Raw genomic sequence first — 21909 nt, forward strand, 5'->3', positions numbered from 1 at the left:
TGAAGCATGGGCAGACCGGGGGAGCAGCGTCGCACGGTGTGGCGTGGCGTGGTGATCGGGTGGGCGCTGGTCGTGGCCGTCACGGGCGGACTGACGCTGTGGATGCAGGACTCGGCCGAGCCCGCGGGGCCGTACGTCTGGGAGCAGACCGATCCCGACGAGTCCCCGGACCTGTCGCCGTGCCCGTCGCCCGAGGACACCGGGGCCCCGGCCTGCGCCTACAGGACGTATACCGAGAGCGACTGACGGACCACCGCGGTGCTCGGCTCGCGCACCCGCCGCACCGGGCGTACGCGGTACTGCGTTCGCGCACCCGCCGCACCGGGCGCGCACACGGCGCTTCGCTCGCGCACCCGTACCGCCCCGGGCGCATGCACCGAACGCCGCCCCTTCCTCGACCGACGTCCGCCCGAAGTTCCTAGCGCAGTCCGCCCGTCACCGGATCCCGGGTCGTCAGGCAGTACGTGCCGCCCGCAGGGTCGCGCATCACCGTCCAGTTGGAGAAGCCGGCCACGAAGACGGCCCCGAGCGCCTCGTGCCGCGCCCGGGTCGCCGCGATGTCCGCGCAGGCGAGGTCGAGGTGGGCGGAGGCCGGGCGCTCCTCGCCGAGGCGTTGCAGGAGCAGACGGACCGGCAGGCCCGGCGGCGGCTTGAGCACGTGGAACTCCGGGAGGGCGCCCGGCATCGATGCCCAGCCGTCGAGCAGGGCACTCCAGAAGCCGACTTCCGTGTCGTAGGCCGAGGACGGGACGTCCAGGCACACCTGGTCGAGCCGGCTGCCCCGCACCACGCCCGGGCGCGACGACTGCCCGCGCCAGGGGTCCGCGCAGAACAACTGTCCGCCGGGCGAGCGCAGCACCACGAGCGACCCGAGGTCGGCCACCACATCCGCGCCGAGCCGCACCGCCGCGGCGGCGAACTCCGGTACGTCATCGACGCAGAAGTCGATGTGCGCACCGCCCGGGCCCGGACCGACCGCCTGGACCTTCACGCACGCGTCGGCGCCGTCGGGGAGCAGGGTGACGAACTCGTCGTGTTCGCCGCGCGGTTCGGACAGGCGGGTGTCCGTGACCGCCGTCCAGAAGTCGCAGGCGGGGCCGAAGGCGTGACGGGGGCGGTCGATGAAGGCGTAAGTCCAGCTGATCCTCATGGCCGCGATCGTAGAGGGGCGCACCGCCGCCACCTGCGTGAACCTTGACCAGCCTTTGCCGTACTGTTCCCCGCCCATTGGCCCGCGCTTGTTTGCATTCAGGAATGGACCACATCACGTTCCTCGTGGCGGTCGTCATCGTCACCGCACTCGCCTTCGACTTCACCAACGGTTTCCACGACACGGCGAACGCGATGGCCACGTCCATCGCCACCGGCGCGCTCGCTCCCCGTACCGCGGTCCTGATCAGTGGTGTCCTCAACGTCGTCGGTGCCTTTCTGTCCACCGAGGTCGCCAGGACCATCTCCGGCGGCATCGTGGACGACACCCTCGTCTCCCCGGGCATGATCTTCGCGGGGCTGGTCGGCGCCATCCTGTGGAATCTGCTGACCTGGCTGGTCGGTCTCCCGTCGAGCTCCTCGCACGCGCTGTTCGGCGGGCTGATCGGGGCCGTGTGGGTCGGGGCGGGCACCCACGGCGTCAACTTCGACAAGGTCGTCGAGAAGGTGCTGGTGCCGGCGGTGGCCTCACCGGTCGTGGCCGGTGTCGCCGCACTGCTCGCCACCTACCTCGCCTACCGGCTGACCGACCGGGCCCGCAAGGACTCCGTCACCCGGGGCTTCCGCATCGGGCAGGTCGCCTCCGCCTCGCTCGTGTCGCTCGCCCACGGCACGAACGACGCACAGAAGACCATGGGCGTGATCACCCTCACGCTGATCTCGGCCGGTGCGCTCGGCCACGACGCCGGCCCGCCCCTGTGGGTCATCGCGTCCGCGGGCCTCGCCATCGGGCTCGGTACGTATCTGGGGGGCTGGCGGATCATCCGCACGATGGGCAAGGGCCTCACCGAGATCCAGTCGCCGCAGGGGTTCGCCGCCGAGACCGCTTCGACGACCGTCATCCTGACCTCAGCCCACCTCGGATTCGCCCTGTCCACCACGCAGGTGGCCTCCGGCAGCATCCTCGGCGCGGGGCTCGGCCGCCGGCTCGCGGAGGTCCGCTGGGGCGTCGCGGGCCGGATGATCGTCGCCTGGGTGATCACGCTGCCCGCCGCCGCACTGGCCGGAGGGCTGGCCGCCGCGGTCGTGCAGAACGGCGGGGACCTCGGTACGGCGGTCGTCGCGCTGGTCGGCGCGGCCCTCGCCGCGGGCATCGTGATCGTCTCGCGCCGTAACCCGGTGCACGCGCACAACGTCAACGACGCACACGAAGTCAGCATCCGCACCGAGCCGCCGGCCAAGGTCGGCGCGGCCGCCTGAGCGACGGGAACGCCATGCATCTGGACTGGACCGCACTCGGACAGGTCGCCGCGGTGAGCATCGGCGCGACCGTCGCCGTGGTCGTCGTCTTCGCCCTGGGCGTCCTCGGCCTCGCCCGCCTGGAGGGCGCCCGCGCCCTGCGGGGCGGCACCTTCGCCCTCGGCCTCACCCAGGCCGCCCTGTGCTTCTTCGCCTGCGCGGCCGTGGTGGCGTACGGGATCTACCTGATCGTCCCTCAGTTCCATTAGTCACCTGCGGGACAACCACCGGTTTGCGCGCGAACGGCCAAGGGGCGTTCGCATCAGCTGCGAACAAGAGGGGGGCGCAAGCGTGGAGAACCCCGATCTGGCCGCCGGAGGGGCAGCGGCTTCTGGCCCACCGGCGTCGTGATGCTCGTCGTCATCACCGCCATCGTGGTGCTGGTCGGTGTCCGGCGAAGCCACAACGCCAAGAAGGGAACCGGAAGGCAGGGGAAGCAGGAACGGCGGAGCCCCGTACCCGCTGCCGGGTACGGGGCTCCGCTGCTCCCTCTCGCCCGACCAGCGACATCGCGGGCCGGACTGCCTTGAGGGAGATCAGGCCTTCTTGGTCTCCCAGAAGATCTTGTCGATCTGGGCGATGTAGTCCAGAGCCTTCTGGCCGGTGGCCGGGTCGGTCGAGCCCTTGGCGGCCGAGAGGGCCTTCAGGGCGTCGTTGACCAGCTGGTGCAGCTCCGGGTACTTCTCGAAGTGCGGGGGCTTGAAGTAGTCGCTCCAGAGCACCGAGACGTGGTGCTTCGCGAGCTCGGCACGCTGCTCCTTGATGACGGTGGCGCGCGCCTGGAAGTGCGGGTCGTCGTTGGCGGCCATCTTCTCCTGCACGGCCTTCACCGACTCCGCCTCGATGCGGGCCTGGGCGGGGTCGTACACACCGCAGGGAAGGTCGCAGTGGGCACTGACCTTGACCTTGGGGGCAAACAGGCGGGAAAGCATGGAGCATTCCTTCCTCGTGATCGTCTTCTCACAGGGGACATTACTCCGTGAGGGACGGCTTTTCGCGGGTGCCCCCATGGGCTTAGGACAAAAGTCCGGGGTGAGACTGAGACTGGTGGAGGAAGAACCGGGGAGGTGCCGGGTGATGCCGGAGCTGTCGCAGGAGTCCGAGCGGGGGAGGCCCGCCCCACCCTTCGGGGTGGCCGAGGTGACCGGGCCGTCCATGGTGCCCACGCTGTACCACGGGGACCGGCTCCTGGTGCACTACGGGGGCCGGGTCAGGCCCGGGGACGTCGTCGTCCTGCGGCATCCCTTCCAGCAGGACCTGCTGGTCGTCAAGCGGGTGGCCCAACGGCGCGAGAGCGGCTGGTGGGTGCTCGGGGACAACGCGTACGCCGGCGGCGACAGCACCGACTACGGCGTCGTCCCCGACGACCTGGTGCTGGGGCGGGTTCGGTTCCGCTACCGGCCGCGCAGGTCCGGCCGGCGGTCGCCCTGGGCGCTGCTGGGCTGGGCGCTGTCGGCCGCCAGGCCGGTCCTCTCCGACCGGTCGGCCTCCAGGCGTTTGCGGGCGCGGTAGGCCGCCACGTTGGCCCGGGTCGCGCAGCGGTCGGAGCAGTAGCGCCGGGAGCGGTTGGTGGAGGTGTCGAGGTAGGCGTTGCGGCAGGGTGCGGCCTCGCACAACCCCAGGCGGTCCACGCCGTACTCGGTCAGGTGGAACGCCAGGCCCATCGCCGCGATCGCCGCGTAGCCCGCCGTGGCGTTCGACGGGTGGTCCGCCAGGTGCATGTGCCACAGAGGGCGGCCGTCGTCGTCCCGGAAGTCGTGCCCGGAGATCTGCGGGCTCACCGGGAACTCCAGCAGCAGCGAGTTCAGCAGGTCGACGGCGAGCCTCTCCTCGCCCGCGTCGGCCGCCTCGAAGACCGAACGCAGCCGGGCCCGGACCGAGCGGAAGCGGGTCACGTCCGCGTCGGTGGCGCGGCGGGCCGCCGACTGGCTGGGCCCGAACAGATCGCGGACGGCCTCGACCGACGTCAGGGCGTCCTTGCCCCGGGCCGGTTCCTCGGTGTTGACGAGGCGCACGGCATAGTCCGAGTAATAGGCCAGTTCCACTTGTAGTCCTTACGGAGGGGCTTTAGGGTCGTGAGCGCACTTGTAACAGCTGATGGTGCTTCCAGGGTATTACGAGGGAGGGGCTCGATGACGGACGCGGACATCACGACGACCACCGCGGACTGGCAGGCCTGGCAGGAGAGCTGGGACCGGCAGCAGGAGTGGTACCTGCCCGACCGCGAGGAGCGGTTCCGGATCATGCTCGACATGGTCGAGGCCGTCGTGGGCACCGCCCCGCGCGTCCTCGACCTCGCCTGCGGCACGGGCACCATCACGGCCCGGCTGCTGGCCCGCCTCCCCGACGCCACCAGCACCGGCGTCGACCTCGACCCGGCGCTCCTCGCCATCGCCGAGGGCACCTTCGCGGGCGACGACCGGGTCGGCCTCGTCACCGCCGACCTCAAGGACCCCGACTGGCCGACGAGGCTGCCGTACGACTCGTACGACGCCGTCCTGACCGCGACGGCCCTGCACTGGCTGCACCGGGAACCCCTCGCGGACCTCTACGGCCAGGTCGCGGGACTCGTCCGCGCCGGCGGTGTCTTCATGAACGCGGACCACATGATCGACGAGTCGACGCCGCGGATCAACGCGGCGGAGCGGGCGCAGCGCCACGCCCGCATGGAACAGGCCAGGGAATCCGGGGTCCTCGGCTGGACGGAGTGGTGGCAGCTCGCCGCGAAGGACCCGGTCCTCGCCGAACCCACGGCCCGGCGCTACGAGATCTACGGCGACCACGCCGACGGCGACATGCCGTCGGTCCAGTGGCACGCGCGCGTGCTGCGCGAGAAGGGCTTCGGCGAGGCCAGGCCGGTGTGGTGCTCGCCCTCGGACACCCTGCTGCTCGCCATGAAGTAGAGCGCGCGAAGGGGGCGGCACGGAGATTCCGTACCGCCCCCTCGCCGGGCGTACCGTCAGAGCACCTTGGACAGGAACGACTTCGTCCGCTCGTGCTGCGGGTTCGTGAGCACCTCACGCGGGTGGCCGGATTCGACCACCACACCGCCGTCCATGAAGACCAGGCTGTCGCCCACCTCGCGGGCGAAGCCCATCTCGTGCGTGACGACGATCATCGTCATGCCGGACTCGGCCAGGTCGCGCATGACGTCCAGGACGTCGCCGACCAGCTCCGGGTCGAGCGCCGAGGTCGGCTCGTCGAACAGCATCAGCTTCGGGTCCATGGCGAGGGCCCGGGCGATGGCGACGCGCTGCTGCTGGCCGCCGGAGAGCTGCGAGGGGTAGTTGCCCGCCTTGTCGGCCAGGCCCACCCGGTCCAGGAGCTCCTGGGCGCGCGTGCGGGCCTGGCTCCTGCTCACGCCCTTGACCTGGACCGGCGCCTCCATGACGTTCTCCACGGCCGTCATGTGCGGGAACAGGTTGAAGCGCTGGAAGACCATGCCGATGTCCCGGCGCTTGACCGCGACTTCGCTGTCCTTCAGCTCGTAGAGCTTGTCGCCCTTCTGCCGGTAGCCGACCAGCTCACCGTCGACGTACAGACGGCCGGCGTTGATCTTCTCCAGGTGGTTGATGCACCTCAGGAAGGTCGACTTGCCGGAGCCGGAGGGGCCGATGAGGCAGAACACCTCGCCGGACTTCACCTCCAGGTCGATGCCCGTGAGGACTTCTACGGGACCGAAGGACTTGTGGACGCCCTCGGCCTTGACCATGACGGTCATGCGGTGCCTCCCTTCGGCTTGGAGCGGCTGGACAGGGAGAGCACGTTCGCCCTGATCTTCTGGAACGGCGTGGCCGGCAGGGACCGGCTCGAACCACGCGCGTAGTACCGCTCCAGGTAGTACTGGCCCACGCTGAAGATCGACGTCATCAGCAGATACCAGGCCGCCGCCAGGAACAGCATCTCGGCCGGGGCACCGGAGGTCTGGCCGATGTCCTGAGCTGCTCGCAGCAACTCGGGATACTGGACGACCGAGACCAGCGAGGTCGTCTTCAGCATGTTGATGACCTCGTTGCCCGTCGGCGGCACGATCACGCGCATCGCCTGCGGGATGACGATCCGGCGCAGCGTCTTGGCGTGGCTCATGCCCAGCGCGTGCGACGCCTCGGTCTGGCCCTCGTCGACCGAGAGCAGACCGGCCCGGCAGATCTCCGCCATGTACGCGGCCTCGTTCAGGCCGAGGCCCAGCAGCGCCGTCAGGAACGGGGTCATGAAGTCCGACCACTCGTCCTTGTAGAACGGCCCGAGGTTGATGTACTCGAAGACCAGGCCCAGGTTGAACCAGACGATCAGCTGCACCAGGACCGGGGTGCCGCGGAAGAACCAGATGTAGAACCACGCGATCGACGAGGTCACCGGGTTCTTCGACAGGCGCATCACGGCGAGCATGACGCCGCCGACGATGCCGATCACCATGGACAGCACGGTCAGCAGGAGCGTCTTGCCGACGCCGTCCAGGATGCGGTCGTCGAAGAAGTAGTCCGGGATCGCGCCCCAGTTGATCTTGCCCTGGGAGAACGCGTAGACGACCCCGACCAGCAGGGCGATGGCGACGACGGCGGAGACGTACCGCCCGTAGTGCCGGACCGGGATGGCCTTGATGGCCTCCGGTCCGGCCGGGGGCGTGTCGGCCGGCGTCTTGTCGATGTCAACAGTCACGGGTGTTGCCTTTCAGTGCCGCTGCGCTGCGGTCACTTGCCGCCGTTGATCGTGGCTTCGTCGATGGAGCCGTCGGTGACGCCCCACTTCTTCATGATCTTCTCGTACTCGCCGTTCTCGATGACGGCGTCGAGGGCGGCCTTGAGGGCGTCCCGCAGCTCCGTCTGGTTCTTGGCGACCGCGATGCCGTACGGGGCGGCCTCGACCTGCTCGCCGACCAGCTGGAAGTCCTTGCCGCCGCCGGAGGTCTTCACCGCGTACGCGGCGACCGGGAAGTCGGACGAGCCGGCGTCGGCGCCACCCGCGCGCAGGCGGGTCTGGGCCTGCTGGTCGTTGTCGAAGGGCTCGATGGCGATCTTCTTGCCGGACGGGCACTTCTTCGACTCCGCCTTGGCGAGGTCCTCGGAGACGGTGCCGCGCTGCAGCACGATCTTCTTGCCGCACAGGTCGGACCAGGTCTTGATGCCCTGGTCGTCGCCCTTCTTGGTGTAGATCGAGACACCGGCGGTGAAGTAGTCCACGAAGTCGACGCCCTCGCCGACCTTCTTGCCGGTGTCGGAGTCGACGCCCTCCTGGCGGTCCTTGGTGTCGGTCATCGCGGACATGGCGATGTCGTACCGCTTGGAGCGCAGACCCGTGATCAGCGTGTCGAACGTGCCGTTCTCGAACTGGAAGTCGACCCCGAGCTGCTTGCCCATGGCGGCGGCGAGGTCCGGGTCGATGCCGACGACCTTGCCGGAGCTGTCCTTGAACTCGACCGGGGCGTAGGCGATGTCGGAGCCGACCTTGATGACACCCTTGTCGCGGATGGCCTGAGGCAGCTTGTCGGCGAGTGGGGCCGAGGCCGCCGTGTCGCTCGAACCGGTGTCCTTGGTCTGGTCACCGCATCCGGTGAGCATCAGCGCGCCTGCGACCGCGATCGCACCGACCGCTGCTAGCCGGGAGTGCGCGGCGGTCGTACGACGGGTGGAGCTTGCGGTCATGGTGGGTTCCTCCGGCGGATGGGTGGAGTTGCCGATGGGGCGGGCCGCTGCCGATGGGTTCGGCAACGCCGTGGCACGCCGAAGGTTTCGGCAGTGCCGTGGGTCGACGAGAGCACACCTCTTCGAGTGTCGCGACCTCGTGTGATTACGGCATCTTGCCATTCGGACTGCGCGATTCTGGGGGCCAGCCATGTCAAAATCGGATAACGGGCGACCCCCGAACCGCACCACTCCGGTACATCACGGCCGGACCTTCTAAGGGAATCACCCCTTCCGGCCGGAAGAACTTCGGTATATCCCGGGATTTCAAGACGGGGCCCGCGAGCTTCGCAGATGCTTGAGTGGTTGTGGCTGGTTTGTCTAGGCCTTGTCCCGATTTTGGACGAAGAGTCAGGGCGTCGTCATGTGACCTTCGCGTTATGGACTCGTCGTCGATGCCGTCCGTCCGGTAAGAAGGGTCTTTACACCCCTCATCCGGGGCTCAGGGCGCGTGTGCGGCGCGCCCGTCGCGTACGCGCCCGTACGTATACACGTACAAGCACGACATGGGGCTGCGCGGTGCCCGCCCACCCCTCACCAGGAGTGGCCACCCTCAAAACAATGAAGATTTAAGGGGTAAAACGAAGTGGCAGCGGAGATCGTCAATCCTCGCAGCGAGAGCAAGACCGGCGATACGGACCACGAGGGCGGTGCGGAGCCCCTCGACTCCTTCGACCCGGCGTTCGCGCTGCACCGCGGCGGCAAGATGGCTGTGCAGGCCACCGTGCCGGTCCGTGACAAGGACGACCTGTCCCTGGCGTACACGCCCGGCGTCGCGAAGGTGTGCAGCGCGATCGCGGAGCAGCCGGAGCTCGTGCACGACTACACGTGGAAGTCGTCGGTCGTGGCCGTCGTGACGGACGGTACGGCCGTGCTGGGGCTCGGTGACATCGGGCCCGAGGCCTCCCTCCCGGTGATGGAGGGCAAGGCGATTCTTTTCAAGCAGTTCGGTGGCGTGGACGCGGTTCCGATCGCCCTGGCCTGCACGGACGTCGACGAGATCGTCGAGACCGTGGTGCGGCTCGCGCCGTCGTTCGGCGGCGTCAACCTGGAGGACATCTCGGCGCCCCGGTGCTTCGAGGTCGAGCGGAAGCTGCAGGAGCGGCTGGACATTCCGGTCTTCCACGACGACCAGCACGGCACGGCCGTGGTGACGCTGGCCGCCCTGCGGAATGCCGCGCGGCTGAGCGGGCGGGCGCTGGGTGAGCTGCGGGCCGTCATCTCCGGAGCCGGTGCGGCCGGTGTCGCCATTGCGAAGATGCTGGTCGAGGCCGGGATCGGGGATGTCGCGGTGGCCGACCGCAAGGGTGTCGTGTCGGCGGACCGGGACGACCTCACGCCGGTGAAGCAGGACCTGGCCGGGTTCACGAACAAGGCCGGGATCACCGGGTCGCTGGAAGCGGCGCTGGACGGGGCCGACGTGTTCATCGGGGTCTCCGGTGGCACGGTCGCGGAGTCCGCGGTGGCGACGATGGCCAAGGGCGCGTTCGTCTTCGCCATGGCGAACCCGAACCCCGAGGTGCATCCCGAGGTCGCGCACAAGTACGCGGCGGTCGTCGCGACCGGACGGTCGGACTTCCCGAACCAGATCAACAACGTGCTGGCGTTCCCCGGGATCTTCGCGGGTGCGCTGCAGGTGAGGGCCTCCCGGATCACCGAGGGGATGAAGCTGGCCGCCGCGGAGGCGCTGGCCGCTGTGGTCGGGGACGATCTCGCCGCCGACTACGTCATCCCGTCGCCGTTCGACGAGCGGGTCGCGCCGGCGGTCACGGCCGCGGTGGCGGCTGCGGCTCGGGCCGAGGGTGTGGCCCGGCGCTGACGTGATGCCGGCATCTGTGTGACGTGGCCCCGCCCGGGATCGGGCGGGGCCATTTCTTTGCTTTCGGTTGGGGCCGTTCGGGTGGTGCGGCGGTGGCGGGGGTGCGGGTGGCTTCGCCTTCTCGCCGGGTGGTGGGTCGGGGCCGCGCCGGGGATCCGTCCTTGGAACGGAGCGATGGGGCGCCATACCGAATGACTGTCCGTTGACGCGTCAACAGCCGCGGGCGGACACCCCCCGACGCGGCCCCTTGCGTACGGCGGCGAGTGCGGGCGCGCAGCTACACCGCCCCGCTCACCTGGCAAGAGGGTGTGTCTCACAGGCCCGGATGGTTCCTTCGGCCCCCCGCGGAACCTATCGTCAAGGCCATGTTCGCTGTCTACGCCGCCCGAATCGACCGCGACCAGCCGCTCTCCGGCCTGGAGTTGGGAGAGCGTCCGGCTCCCGAGGCCCGTCCCGGCTGGAGTACCGTCACGGTCAAGGCCGCCTCCCTCAACCACCACGACCTGTGGTCCCTGCGTGGCGTGGGCCTCGCAGAGGACAAGCTGCCGATGATCCTCGGCTGTGATGCCGCCGGTGTCGACGAGGACGGCAACGAGGTCGTCCTGCACTCCGTGATCGGACAGAGCGGGCACGGGGTCGGCCCGAAGGAACCCCGCTCCATCCTCACCGAGCGCTACCAGGGCACCTTCGCCGAGCAGGTCTCCGTGCCGACCTGGAACATCCTGCCCAAGCCCAAAGAGCTCTCCTTCGAGGAGGCCGCCTGTCTGCCCACGGCGTGGCTGACGGCGTACCGGATGCTGTTCACCAATGCGGGGGTCCGGCCCGGTGACTCCGTGCTGGTGCAGGGCGCCGGTGGTGGGGTCGCCACCGCGGCCATCGTGCTGGGCAAGGCCGCCGGGCTGCGGGTCTTCGCCACCAGCCGGGACGAGGCCAAGCGGAAGCGGGCCCTGGAGCTCGGGGCCGTGGAGGCCGTGGAGTCGGGGGCGCGGTTGCCTCAGCGGGTCGACGCGGTGATCGAGACCGTCGGGGCTGCCACGTGGTCGCACTCGGTGAAATCGCTGAAGCCCGGCGGCACGCTGGTCATCTCCGGTGCCACCAGCGGCGACCGGCCCTCGCACGCGGAGCTGACCCGGATCTTCTTCCTCGAACTCAAGGTCGTCGGATCCACGATGGGCACGAAGGACGAACTGGAGGATCTCCTCGCGTTCTGTGCCGCGACGGGAGTGCGGCCCGTCATCGACGAGGTCATGCCCATGGACCGTGCGCGGGAGGGCTTCGAGCGGCTGGCTTCGGGCGAGCAGTTCGGGAAGGTCGTGCTGACCAGTCCCTGAGTCCTTGCGAAGGTGTGTCGACGGCCGGTCCCGGGTGGGCCGGCCGTTTTCGTATGTCAATCGTGGTTGACGCGGGCGGGGTGTCAACGTAGGTTGACGGTATGACCGAAGCAACCGATCTGGCCGAACGCGCCGGTGACCGTGATCCACGGGTCGGCCTGCGGGCCGTCGCCGCGCTGCGCCGGCTGCTGGAGCAGTTGGAAGCCGTGCAGGTGCGCAACGCGCGCAACCAGGGCTGGTCGTGGCAGGAGATCGCCACCGAACTCGGTGTGAGCAGGCAGGCCGTGCACAAGAAGTACGGGAGGCATTGATGTTCGAGCGGTTCACGAAGGACGCCCGCGACGTGGTGAAGGGCGCGTACGCGTACGTGGACGGGCGTGACGAGGGCGGGCAGGTCGTGGAGCCGGAGCATCTGCTGCTGGCGCTGCTCGACCGGGAGGGCAGCCGTGGCTCCTTCGCGCTCGCGGCTCTCGGGCTCGGTGAGCGGCGGGAGTCCGTGCGGGAGGCCTTGCGTGAGGCGCGGCGGCGGGCCGGACTGACGCAGGCCGAGACCGACGCGCTCGCCGGGCTGGGGATCGACGTGGAGGAGATCGTCGCCCGGGTGGAGGAGGCTCATGGGGTCGGCGCCCTGGCCGGTGACCGGAAGGACAAGCGGTGGTGGTCGGGGCGTACCTCCTTCGGCCGGGGAGCCAAGGACGTGCTGGAACGCTCCCTGCGAGTCGCCCTCGCCCAGCGGGACCGGCACATCGGGGACGAGCACATCCTGCTGGCCCTGACCCTGCGCCCCGGTGTGGCGGCCGAGGTCCTCGCCGACCACGGGGTGACGTACGAGCACCTGGTGCGGGTGCTGTACGGCAGTGGGGGCGAGGCCAAGGCCGGCTGAAGGCTGAGCCCCGGGCGCGCTACTTGCTCTGTGTGCGCAGGAGGGCTCCTATGTGGGCCGCCGCCGTCGACAGATGGCGGCGGGCGTCGCGCAGCTGGTCGGGGGTGACGCCGTGGTCGCGGGCCGCGTCACGGATGTCGTCCCGGAAGCGGTCGAGCAGGCGGTCCAGGTCGCGGGCCGGGTCGCCGGTGGAGTCCGCGGCGTCCTCATGGGCCCAGGCCGGTTCGTAGGCGGCGGGGAAGTCCTCCCGGGGATGTGCGTGGCTCGGCTCCTCGGCGGACCTGCCGGTGCCGGGCCAGTCGAAGCCCAGGTCCTTGCCGAAGTCCTTGCCGTAGTCCTTCCCGAACTCGCCCACTTCCTTGACCAGTTCGGTCAGGCCCTCGCGCAGGCCCGTCGGCCAGTCGCCGCGGGCGAAGTGGTCCTGCACCTGCTCCTGGACGCGGCGGGTGATGCGCTGCACCTGCTCCTGGGCCTGTGCCCGGGCCTGTTCCTGGGCCTCCTTCGCCTGGCGGCGGGCGCGTTGGGCGTCCTCGCGGGCGCGGCGGCTCTCGTCCTTCGCCCGCCGGGCCTGCTCCTTCCACTCCTGCCGGGCGCGGCGCATCTCCTCCTTGGCGATGCGCCAGGTCTCCTTGTCGCCGTATTGCGAGAAGTCGCCGTGGGGGGCCCCGGCCGTGCCGTCGTCCCTGGTGCCGGTGTCCCGGCGGGCCTCGGTCGCCGCCGCCCGCATCTCGCGGCGCAGGTCGCCGGCGGCTCCGCGCACGTCGGCCTGGATCTCCGCGGCCAGTTCCGCGACGGACTCCCTGATCTCCAGCTCCAGGTCGGCCAGCTCGCCGCTGCGGTCGGCCAGTTCGGCGCGGCCCGCGTCGGTGATCGAGTAGACCTTGCGGCCGCCTTCCGTGGTGTGGGTGACCAGTCCCTCGGTCTCCAGCTTCGCCAGGCGCGGGTAGACCGTGCCCGCCGACGGTGCGTACAGCCCCTGGAAGCGCTCCTCCAGCAGGCGGATCACCTCGTAGCCGTGGCGAGGAGCCTCGTCCAGCAGCTTCAGCAGGTAGAGGCGGAGGCGGCCGTGGGCGAAGACGGGGGGCATGTCAGAGCACCTTCTTGTCGGTCGTACCGTCGGCCGGGACGGTGGTGGGGGCATCGCCCGGGCCGGAAACGGAATTGTCTCCCGAGCCGCTCTCCGGACCGCCCGCCGGGGCTGCCGCCGCGCTGCTTCCGGCGGGCGGGGTGTCTCGCGGCGCGCCGTGCTCGTCCTCTCCGGCCGGGCGGCGCAGCAGGGCGATCGAGCCGGAGACGGTGGTGGCCCGCAGCTTGCCGGTGCCCGCGCCGAGGCGGCCCGTGATCTTGTGGGCGCCCCACTGGCCGTGCACCCGGAGGCCGTCGAAGGCGTTGGAAACCGAGCCGCTCGCGGTGTTCGCCTCGACCTCCGTGTCCGCCGGGTACGGCAGCCGGATCGCGATCTCACCGGAGACGCTGGTCAGCCGCACATCCGTCGGGCCGTCCGGGTCGAGGTCGACGATCATCGAGCCGCTCACCGAATCCGCCCGCACGGAGGGGCCGGAGCCCTCGACCACCGTGAGGTCGCCGGAGACGGAGTTGAACCTGAGGTCGCCGGTCACGTCCTGGGCCTCCAGGCTGCCGGAGACCGTGTCGGCGCGGACCGGGCCGGAGAGGCCCACGAGTGTCGTGTCGCCGGTGACGCCCTTCACCACCGACGGGCCCTGGATGCCGGAGATCACGGCTGCCGCGCCGACCACACCCACCTCCACGCGGGTGCCGGCCGGGACGGCCAGGGAGACCACCGCGCTGCGGCGCCAGCCCTTGCGGTCCAGCCACTTGAGGAAGCCCTTCCAGGGCAGGTCCTCGTAGGCCACCGTGAGGACGCCGCCCTGCTGGGTCACCACCAAGGGCGGCCCCTCGATCTCGGAGATCTCCAGGCGGGCGGAACCTTCGTCCGTGCCCACCACGTTCACCGTTCCGTTGACGAGACGCACGTGCAGATCGCTCACGGGCTCGTCGAAGGTGAGCTTCCTCGGTTCCGTGACGGACCACTCGGACATGGTGCAGACCTCCCCGTCTCGACGCGCCATATCGCGTCCTCTCGTTTTCACGATATATCGCGGTCGGGGAAAGTCAAGACACCCGTTCTGACCATGTCGACGGAAGCCGCCCGCACCGGTCCCGCAGCCGGGGCGCTGTTGTTGTGCCGGGCGGCGCCCGGGCGCGTGGCCCCCGTCGCCGATCTGCTGCGCGAGCCGATGCAGCTCACGCCCGCGGGCGACGCGTGGAGCGTGCTCGTCCCCGAGGGCCGGCCCTGGCAGGACGGTGCCGAACCCGTCGACCGCGTGGCCACCGGCTGGGCCACGGCCCTCGCCGTCGGCGCTCCCTGGCCCGTCCTCGCCCTGTGGTGGGACACCGACCACGCGGGCTTCACGCTCGCATCCGGCTTCCGCCGCCCGGTCGGATTCGTCTGGCTCGCGAGCGGTGTCCCGGCCGGGGAGGACGAGGCGATGCGCACCTTCGCCGCACGGATGGGCCTCGACCCCGTCCCGGACGTCCGGGATCTCTACCGGCTGACCGAACCCGACTCGGCGACCGACGCACGCAGCCGTCTGCGCGGCCTGCTCGCGGTCCTCGCACGCGCGGGCGTCTCCCTGCCCGCGGAACTGGCCCCCGGCGAACCCGCCGGCCGCCTCCGGGAGGCCGCAGCCCGCCGCCTGGACAGCAGGCCCGTCGAGAGGCCCGGCCGGCCCGAGGCGGGCGCGGAACACGACCCCGTCGGCCACCACACACGCCTCGGCCCCTGGATGCCCTGGACGGGCAGTCCCACGGCCCGCGCCCTGGCCCTCGCGCAGCTGGCGGCGGGCCTGCCGCTCCTGGTCAGGGGCCTGCGGCGGCGGGGCGGCGGCTGGGCCACGGCCGGGGCCCTGCTCCTCGCGCACGGCGCACTGGGTCTGACCTACGGCCTCGCGCGGCGGCGCGACTGACGCCTGGAGCGGCCGGGGCCGGTTCCGTCCTACGGCCCACGCGCCCGTGCGAGTGATGCCCCGGAGCGGCTGGGGCCGGTCAGATCTACGACCATGCACGCCCCCGGGGGCTGACCCCCCGGAGCGGCCGGAGCCGGCCAGTCCTATGGCCTCACGCCCGTGTGAGTGATGCCCCGGAGCGGCCGGGGCCGGGGTCGGGCCTGCGACTTCACGCGCCAGCGAAGGACGTCCCGGAGCGGCTGGGGCTTGTCAGATCTACGATCTCGCACGCCCCCCGGGGCTGACTCCCCGGAGCGGCCGGAGCGAGCCGGTCCTATGGCCTCACGCCCGTGCGAGTGATGCCCCGGAGCGGCCGGGCCGGGGTCGGGCCTGTGACCTCACGCGCCAGCGAGTGACGTCCCGGAGCGGCCGTAGCCGGTCAGACCTGGGACCTCACCCGCCCGCGTGGGACTGACGACCGGAGCGGCCGCAGCCGGTCCCTACTCGTCGTCCTCGTCGTCCAGCCGGGCGAGCCATGTCGCCAGCCGCTCCACCGGTACCTCGAAGTCGGGATTGAGATCGACGAACGTCCGCAGCTGCTCGGCGAGCCACTCGAAGGTGACTTCCTCCTCGCCGCGCCGCTTCTCCAGTTCCTCGATGCCACGGTCCGTGAAGTACATGCCCCCAAGGATATGTGCGCGCAAACGGCCGGGCCGCACCCCCCGAGCGGGGGATGCGGCCCGGCCGCGCACGAACTGCGCGAAGGCGCTTACGCCTCGAACACCTCACGCACCAGCTGCTCCTGCTCGGCCTGGTGCCGCTTCGCGGAACCCACCGCCGGGGACGAGCCGTGCGGGCGCGAGATGCGCCGCAGCCGCTCGCCGTGCGGGACGTCCGCGCCGACCGCGAGGTCCAGGTGGTCGATCAGGTTGAGCGCGATGAACGGCCAGGCACCCTGGTTCGCCGGCTCCTCCTGGGCCCACAGGTACTTCTCGGCGTTCGGGTACTTCTTGATCTCCGCCTGGAGCTCGGCACCCGGCAGCGGGTACAGGCGCTCGATGCGGATGATCGCCGTGTCCGTGGCACCGCGCTTCTGACGCTCGGCCTCAAGGTCGTAGTAGACCTTGCCGGCGCAGAAGACGACCTTCTTGACCGCGGCCGCGTCGACCGAGGAGTCACCGATGACCGGCTGGAACTGTCCGGTGGTGAACTCGTCCGCCTTCGCCGCCGCCGCCTTCAGACGCAGCATCGACTTCGGCGTGAAGACCACCAGCGGCTTGTGGTGCGGGTTGTGCACCTGCCACCGCAGGAGGTGGAAGTAGTTCGACGGCGAGGTCGGCATGGCGACCGTCATGTTGTTCTGGGCGCACATCTGGAGGAAGCGCTCCGGACGGGCCGAGGAGTGGTCCGGGCCCTGGCCCTCGTAGCCGTGCGGCAGGAGCAGGACGACACCGGAGGTCTGGGCCCACTTCTGCTCGGCCGACGAGATGAACTCGTCCACGACCGTCTGGGCGCCGTTGACGAAGTCGCCGAACTGCGCCTCCCACATCACGAGCGCCTCGGGGCGGGCCAGCGAGTAGCCGTACTCGAAGCCCATCGCCGCGTACTCGGAGAGGAGGGAGTTGTAGACGTTCAGCCGCGCCTGGTCCTCGGAGAGGTACTGCAGCGGCGTGTACTCCTCGCCCGTGCTGCGGTCGATGATGACCGCGTGGCGTTGGCCGAACGTACCGCGCTGCGAGTCCTGGCCGGCCAGGCGGACCGGCACGCCCTCCAGCAGGAGGGAGCCGATCGCGAGGGTCTCGCCCATGCCCCAGTCGATCGTGCCGTCCTCGACCATCGACGCCCGGCGCTGCAGCTGCGGCAGCAGACGCGGGTGGACGGTGATGTTGTCGGGGATGTTGACCTGGGACTCGGCGATCCGCTTGACGACCTCCGTGGTCACCGCGGTGTTCACGGCGACCGGGAACTCGGCCTGCGGGTCCGTGGACTCGACCGTACCCGGCTGGGACGTGGCCTCACGGACCTCCGTGAAGACCTTCTCCAGCTGGCCCTGGTAGTCCTGCAGCGCCTGCTCGGCCTCTTCGAGCGTGATGTCGCCGCGACCGATGAGGGACTCGGTGTACAGCTTGCGCACCGAGCGCTTCTTGTCGATCAGGTCGTACATCAGCGGCTGGGTGAAGGCCGGGTTGTCCGACTCGTTGTGACCGCGGCGGCGGTAGCAGATGAGGTCGATCACCACGTCCTTGTTGAACGCCTGGCGGAACTCGAAGGCGAGCCGCGCGACGCGGACCACGGCCTCCGGGTCGTCGCCGTTCACGTGGAAGATCGGGGCCTCGATCATGCGGGCCACGTCCGTCGCGTACATGGAGGAACGCGAGGACTCGGGGGCCGCGGTGAAGCCGACCTGGTTGTTGATGACGATGTGGACCGTGCCGCCGGTGCGGTAGCCGCGCAGCTGCGACATGTTCAGGGTCTCGGCCACCACGCCCTGGCCCGCGAAGGCCGCGTCGCCGTGGATCGCCACCGGCAGGACGGTGAAGTCCGTGCCGCCCTTGCCGATGATGTCCTGCTTGGCGCGCGAGACGCCCTCCAGGACCGGGTCCACCGCCTCCAGGTGCGAGGGGTTCGCGACCAGGGAGACCTTGATCTGCTCGCCGTCCAGGCCCGTGAAGGTGCCCTCGGCGCCCAGGTGGTACTTCACGTCACCGGAGCCGTGCATCGACTTCGGGTCGAGGTTGCCCTCGAACTCGCGGAAGATCTGGGCGTACGACTTGCCGACGATGTTGGCGAGGACGTTCAGGCGGCCGCGGTGGGCCATGCCGACGACGACCTCGTCCAGGCGGGACTCGGCGGCCGAGTCCAGCACCGCGTCCAGCAGCGGGATGACGGACTCGCCGCCCTCCAGGGAGAAGCGCTTCTGGCCGACGTACTTCGTCTGCAGGAAGGTCTCGAAGGCCTCCGCCGCGTTCAGCCGGCGCAGGATGCGCAGCTGCTCCTCGCGCTCCGGCTTGGTGTGCGGGCGCTCGACGCGGTCCTGGATCCACTTGCGCTGCTTCGGGTCCTGGATGTGCATGAACTCGATGCCGGTGGTGCGGCAGTACGAGTCGCGCAGGACGCCGAGGATGTCGCGCAGCTTCATCATCGACTTGCCGGCGAAGCCGCCGACGGCGAACTCGCGCTCCAGGTCCCAGAGCGTGAGGCCGTGCTCGGTGATGTCCAGGTCGGGGTGCTTGCGCTGCTGGTACTCCAGCGGGTCGGTGTCGGCCATGACGTGGCCGCGGACCCGGTAGGAGTGGATCAGCTCGAAGACGCGGGCGGCCTTCGTGACGTCGTCGTCGTGGCTGGCGTCGATGTCCTTGAGCCAGCGGACCGGCTCGTAGGGGATGCGCAGCGCCTCGAAGATGTCGTCGTAGAAGCCGTTCTCGCCGAGCAGCAGGTTCGCGACGATCCGCAGGAACTCGCCGGAGGCGGCGCCCTGGATGACCCGGTGGTCGTAGGTCGACGTGAGCGTCATGACCTTCGAGATGCCGAGCTTGTTCAGGGTGTCCTGGGAGGTGCCCTGGAACTCCGCCGGGTAGTCCATGGAGCCGACGCCCATGATCACCGACTGGCCGGGCATCAGGCGCGGCACGGAGTGGACGGTGCCGAGGCCGCCGGGGTTGGTCAGGGAGACCGTCACACCGGTGAAGTCGTCCATGCCCAGCTTGCCGTCGCGGGCGCGGCGGACGATGTCCTCGTAGGCCTGCCAGAACTCGAAGAAGTTCAGCGTCTCGGCCTTCTTGATGCCCGCGACCACGAGCTGGCGGTCGCCGTTGGGCTTGACCAGGTCGATCGCGAGGCCGAAGTTGACGTGCTCCGGCTTGACCAGGGTCGGCTTGCCGTCCTTCTCCGCGAAGGAGTAGTTCATCGACGGCATGGCCTTGATGGCCTGCACCATCGCGTAGCCGATCAGGTGCGTGAAGGAGATCTTCCCGCCCCGGGCGCGCTTCAGGTGGTTGTTGATGACGATGCGGTTGTCGAACAGCAGCTTCACCGGGACCGCGCGCACGGACGTGGCCGTGGGCACCTCCAGCGAGGCGTTCATGTTCTTCGCGACCGCGGCGGCGGGACCGCGCAGCACGACCTGCTCGGGGCCCGAGGGGGCCTCGGCGGCGGGCTCGGCCTTCTTCGGGGCCGCGGCCGGCTTGGCGGCGGGCTTCGCGGCCGGGGCGGCCTGCGCCGGAGCGGGGGCCTGGGCCGGGGCCTGCGCGGCGGGCTTCGCCTGGGCCGGAGCCGGGGCGGGCGCCGGAGCGGCGGCGGGCTTCTCGGCCGCCGGGGCGGGGGCCTGCGCGGGAGCGGCCGGAGCGGCGGCGGGAGCGGTGGTGGTCCCCGCGGCCCCCGCGGCCGCGGTACCCGCCGGAGCCGAGGCGGCAGCCGCCCCCGGCTTGTAGTCGGCGAAGAAGTCCCACCAGGCTCGGTCTACGGAATTCGGGTCCTGGAGGTACTGCTGATAGATCTCGTCGACGAGCCACTCGTTGGCACCGAACGACGCGGCAGGGTTCTTCCCCGCTTGGTCGGTGTCGGTCGAGATGCTCGAGTTACTGGGGGACTGTGGCGACACGGCGGCAACCGCCCTCTTCCGCTTCACAAGATGATGGACAGCGGGAATCAAGGCTACGCCCCCTGGACGGGGAAGGTCAGGTCGGGCCGGTGCAACGTCGTGCAAGTCACATCTGGAACCGTGTTTCGGGGCTTGAAATGGCGGGAAACAAGCGTGGTTCCGCTTAGCGAGGGAAGGGCGCGGCACGGCCCCTGGCGCCGATGGCGCGGGCCTGTGCCTGATCACACGTGTCCGTCAGCGCGGACGCCCGTGGATCTTGTGGCTCCGCTTCGAACTTTACGTCAACTTGCCACAGATGACAGTCCCGGAAGAGTGACAAGAATCCGGCAACCCCGCTCGGATTCGGCCACTCCGATCCGGCCCCCGTGCAGGTCCACCGCCCAGCGGGCGATCGCCAGGCCGAGCCCCGTGCCGCCGTCGCTGCCCGGCCCCTGCGGCCGCTTGGCGCTGCCGCGGTTGAACCGCTCGAAGACGCGGTGCCACTCCGACTTCGGAATGCCGGGGCCCTCGTCCAGGACCTCCAGCTCCAGCGACTCCGGCAGCGGGCCGCGCCGCGCCTTGACCGTCACCCGGCCGTGCGGCGGGCTGTGCTTGACCGCGTTGTCGATGAGGTTGGCGACGACCTGGTGGATGCGCTCCGGGTCCGCGTGCGCGGTCAACTCCGGTGGGTGGACGTCGAGGTGCAGATGGACGTCCGTACGGGTGTGACTGCCCGAGCCGGTGGCGATTCCCGCGCGCACCGAGGCGACCATGTTGGCCTCCTTCAGCACGCCCGACAGATACGGCCACACCTCGAACCGCCGCTGCTTCAGCGGGACGACGCCGTTGTCCAGGCGCGACAGGTCCAGCAGCGTCTCCACCAGCCGGCCGAGGCGCTCGGTCTGCTTCAGCGCCGTGCGCATGGTCTCCGGGTCGGCCTGCGTGACGCCGTCGACGATGTTCTCCAGCACCGCGCGCAGTCCCGCGATGGGCGTACGCAGCTCGTGCGAGACGTTCGCCACCAGCTCCTTGCGCTGGCTGTCCTGGGCCTCCAGCTCGTCGGCCATGGCGTTGATCGTCACGGCCAGGTCGCCCAGCTCGTCACGGCGGTTCTCCCGCGTGCGGCGGGTGTAGTCGCCCTGCGAGATGGAACGGGCGACCGCCGTCATCTCGTCCAGCGGTGCCGTGAGCGAATGCGCCACGAACTGCGTAATGAGAAGCGTGGCGATCATCGAGAAGACCGTGATGAAGCGCAGCTCCGTCTTCGTATGCACCGCGATCACCGACAGGCCCGTGGTGATCAGCACCGAGATGACGACCAGCGCGCCCAGCTTGGTCTTGATCGAGAACGGGCTCACCCCGCCCCAGGGGTTCTCACCGGGGTTTTTCCGTGCGGCAGGCCCGCCGCTCATGGCGTCGGGGTCTCCAGGGCGTAGCCCACGCCGTGCACCGTGCGGATCCGCTCGGCGCCGATCTTCCGGCGCAGCGCCTTGATGTGGCTGTCGACCGTGCGGGTGCCGGAGGCGTCCGCCCAGTCCCAGACCTCGGCGAGCAGCTGCTCACGGGAGAGCACCGCGCGCGGGGTGTTGGCGAGGCACACCAGCAGATCGAACTCGGTGGGCGTGAGGTGGACGTCCTCGCTGCGCACCCGGACCCGGCGCTGCGCGTGGTCGATCTCCAGCTCGCCGAGACGCAGGATGCCGGAGCGGGGCGTGGCCGCCGCGATGGCGGCCCGCTCCACGCGGCGTAGCAGCACGTGCACGCGCGCCGCCAGCTCCCGCATCGAGAACGGCTTGGTCATGTAGTCGTCGGCGCCGACCCCGAGACCGACCAGCATGTCGGTCTCGTCGTCGCGCGCGGTGAGCATCATCACCGGCACCGGACGGGCGGCCTGCACGCGTCGGCAGACCTCCAGACCGTCGAAGCCGGGCAGCATGATGTCGAGGATCAGCAGGTCCGGCTGCCACGCCTCGGCCGTGTCGACCGCGGCCGGGCCGTCACCCGCGGTTTGCACGAGGAATCCCTCGGCCCGCAGGCGGGTCGCGATGGCGTCCACGATCGTCGCGTCGTCCTCGACCACCAGGACCCGGCGCTGTGCGCCCGGAGTAGCCGTCGCCGAACCGTTGTGGGAGGTCTGTGTCTGCTCCATCGCCCGCCCCTGGGGTGTGCTTTCCGGAATCAGTGGGGTGATTCCTTCTGACT

Annotated in this window: 22 protein-coding genes; 10 read left to right on the plus strand and 12 right to left on the minus strand. The window is 70.3% G+C overall.

Features of this window, described 5'->3' with window-relative positions:
* The first annotated feature begins 6 nt into the window (after nt 1-6).
* Nucleotides 7-246 (plus strand): hypothetical protein, encoded by a 240-nt coding sequence (locus RFN52_RS27125; protein WP_184854232.1) that lies wholly within the window; start codon nt 7-9, stop codon nt 244-246.
* A gap of 172 nt (nt 247-418) precedes the next feature.
* On the opposite strand, the gene RFN52_RS27130 is transcribed toward RFN52_RS27125, so the two are convergent.
* On the minus strand, nt 419-1150 hold the full coding sequence (locus RFN52_RS27130) for a VOC family protein (RefSeq protein WP_184849872.1): 732 nt from the start codon (nt 1148-1150) through the stop codon (nt 419-421).
* A gap of 104 nt (nt 1151-1254) precedes the next feature.
* Here RFN52_RS27130 and RFN52_RS27135 point away from each other — a divergent pair, with 104 nt between their 5' ends.
* Both RFN52_RS27135 and RFN52_RS27140 read left to right on the plus strand, forming a co-directional pair.
* Complete coding sequence (locus RFN52_RS27135; protein ID WP_184849874.1) at nt 1255-2409, plus strand: inorganic phosphate transporter; 1155 nt, start codon at nt 1255-1257, stop codon at nt 2407-2409.
* Between the two features lie 14 nt (nt 2410-2423).
* Entirely contained in the window at nt 2424-2657 is a 234-nt protein-coding gene (locus RFN52_RS27140; protein WP_184849876.1) for a hypothetical protein, read from the plus strand.
* 327 nt (nt 2658-2984) lie between these two features.
* Here the strand turns inward: RFN52_RS27140 and sodN are convergent, their stop codons facing one another.
* A complete protein-coding gene (gene sodN / locus RFN52_RS27145) occupies nt 2985-3380 on the minus strand; it encodes a superoxide dismutase, Ni (RefSeq protein WP_007491258.1) in 396 nt (131 codons plus the stop codon).
* Between the two features lie 145 nt (nt 3381-3525).
* Between sodN and sodX the strand changes: the two genes are divergently transcribed.
* Nucleotides 3526-3960 carry a nickel-type superoxide dismutase maturation protease gene (sodX, locus tag RFN52_RS27150; RefSeq protein ID WP_102912064.1) on the plus strand — a complete coding sequence of 145 codons (435 nt, stop codon included), beginning with the start codon at nt 3526-3528 and terminating at the stop codon, nt 3958-3960.
* On the opposite strand, the gene RFN52_RS27155 is transcribed toward sodX, so the two are convergent.
* Nucleotides 3843-4493 (minus strand): CGNR zinc finger domain-containing protein, encoded by a 651-nt coding sequence (locus tag RFN52_RS27155; RefSeq protein ID WP_107455492.1) that lies wholly within the window; start codon nt 4491-4493, stop codon nt 3843-3845. The two genes, sodX and RFN52_RS27155, sit on opposite strands and share 118 nt — an antisense overlap.
* A gap of 87 nt (nt 4494-4580) precedes the next feature.
* Here RFN52_RS27155 and RFN52_RS27160 point away from each other — a divergent pair, with 87 nt between their 5' ends.
* On the plus strand, nt 4581-5351 hold the full coding sequence (locus tag RFN52_RS27160) for a class I SAM-dependent methyltransferase (protein WP_184849878.1): 771 nt from the start codon (nt 4581-4583) through the stop codon (nt 5349-5351).
* A 56-nt stretch (nt 5352-5407) separates the two neighbouring features.
* Here RFN52_RS27160 and RFN52_RS27165 read toward each other — a convergent pair whose 3' ends face one another.
* From RFN52_RS27165 to RFN52_RS27175, 3 genes are read right to left on the minus strand one after another with little or no spacing between them, the layout of a single operon-like run.
* On the minus strand, nt 5408-6169 hold the full coding sequence (locus RFN52_RS27165; protein ID WP_308431961.1) for an amino acid ABC transporter ATP-binding protein: 762 nt from the start codon (nt 6167-6169) through the stop codon (nt 5408-5410).
* Nucleotides 6166-7107, minus strand: a complete 942-nt coding sequence (locus RFN52_RS27170; protein ID WP_184849880.1) for an amino acid ABC transporter permease — start codon at nt 7105-7107, stop codon at nt 6166-6168. Before RFN52_RS27170 ends, RFN52_RS27165 begins: the two co-directional genes overlap by 4 nt.
* A 32-nt stretch (nt 7108-7139) precedes the next feature.
* Nucleotides 7140-8090: an ABC transporter substrate-binding protein gene (locus RFN52_RS27175; protein ID WP_184849882.1), complete on the minus strand. Its 951-nt coding sequence runs from the start codon at nt 8088-8090 to the stop codon at nt 7140-7142.
* A 625-nt stretch (nt 8091-8715) separates the two neighbouring features.
* Here RFN52_RS27175 and RFN52_RS27180 point away from each other — a divergent pair.
* The 4 genes from RFN52_RS27180 (at nt 8716) to RFN52_RS27195 (ending at nt 12162) form a co-directional block, all read left to right on the plus strand.
* On the plus strand, nt 8716-9948 hold the full coding sequence (locus RFN52_RS27180; protein ID WP_184849884.1) for an NAD(P)-dependent malic enzyme: 1233 nt from the start codon (nt 8716-8718) through the stop codon (nt 9946-9948).
* Between the two features lie 365 nt (nt 9949-10313).
* On the plus strand, nt 10314-11279 hold the full coding sequence (locus RFN52_RS27185; RefSeq protein ID WP_184849886.1) for a zinc-binding dehydrogenase: 966 nt from the start codon (nt 10314-10316) through the stop codon (nt 11277-11279).
* Nucleotides 11280-11380: 101 nt separating this feature from the next.
* Nucleotides 11381-11590: an HTH domain-containing protein gene (locus tag RFN52_RS27190; protein WP_003992902.1), complete on the plus strand. Its 210-nt coding sequence runs from the start codon at nt 11381-11383 to the stop codon at nt 11588-11590.
* Entirely contained in the window at nt 11590-12162 is a 573-nt protein-coding gene (locus RFN52_RS27195; RefSeq protein WP_184849888.1) for a Clp protease N-terminal domain-containing protein, read from the plus strand. Before RFN52_RS27190 ends, RFN52_RS27195 begins: the two co-directional genes overlap by 1 nt.
* Before the next feature lie 19 nt (nt 12163-12181).
* Here the strand turns inward: RFN52_RS27195 and RFN52_RS27200 are convergent, their stop codons facing one another.
* Nucleotides 12182-13249 (minus strand): PadR family transcriptional regulator, encoded by a 1068-nt coding sequence (locus tag RFN52_RS27200; RefSeq protein WP_184849890.1) that lies wholly within the window; start codon nt 13247-13249, stop codon nt 12182-12184.
* Between the two features lies 1 nt (nt 13250).
* Nucleotides 13251-14222 carry a DUF4097 family beta strand repeat-containing protein gene (locus RFN52_RS27205; protein ID WP_184849892.1) on the minus strand — a complete coding sequence of 324 codons (972 nt, stop codon included), beginning with the start codon at nt 14220-14222 and terminating at the stop codon, nt 13251-13253.
* A 93-nt stretch (nt 14223-14315) separates the two neighbouring features.
* Here RFN52_RS27205 and RFN52_RS27210 point away from each other — a divergent pair, with 93 nt between their 5' ends.
* Nucleotides 14316-15149: a hypothetical protein gene (locus RFN52_RS27210; RefSeq protein WP_184849894.1), complete on the plus strand. Its 834-nt coding sequence runs from the start codon at nt 14316-14318 to the stop codon at nt 15147-15149.
* Nucleotides 15150-15628: 479 nt separating this feature from the next.
* Here the strand turns inward: RFN52_RS27210 and RFN52_RS27215 are convergent, their stop codons facing one another.
* From RFN52_RS27215 to RFN52_RS27230, 4 genes are all read right to left on the minus strand, one after another.
* The gene (locus RFN52_RS27215; protein WP_003992906.1) at nt 15629-15808 is read right to left on the minus strand and encodes a DUF6104 family protein; all 180 of its coding nucleotides are present in this window, start codon (nt 15806-15808) and stop codon (nt 15629-15631) included.
* Nucleotides 15809-15897: 89 nt separating this feature from the next.
* Nucleotides 15898-19728, minus strand: a complete 3831-nt coding sequence (locus tag RFN52_RS27220; RefSeq protein WP_184849897.1) for a multifunctional oxoglutarate decarboxylase/oxoglutarate dehydrogenase thiamine pyrophosphate-binding subunit/dihydrolipoyllysine-residue succinyltransferase subunit — start codon at nt 19726-19728, stop codon at nt 15898-15900.
* 281 nt (nt 19729-20009) lie between these two features.
* Nucleotides 20010-21119, minus strand: a complete 1110-nt coding sequence (locus RFN52_RS27225) for a sensor histidine kinase (RefSeq protein WP_184849899.1) — start codon at nt 21117-21119, stop codon at nt 20010-20012.
* Nucleotides 21116-21856, minus strand: coding sequence for a response regulator transcription factor (locus RFN52_RS27230; RefSeq protein WP_030851757.1), 741 nt, complete (start codon nt 21854-21856; stop codon nt 21116-21118). The genes RFN52_RS27225 and RFN52_RS27230 overlap by 4 nt, the downstream gene beginning before the upstream one ends.
* Nucleotides 21857-21909 lie beyond the last annotated feature (53 nt).

The organism is Streptomyces collinus (assembly GCF_031348265.1).
GTDB lineage: Bacteria > Actinomycetota > Actinomycetes > Streptomycetales > Streptomycetaceae > Streptomyces > Streptomyces collinus.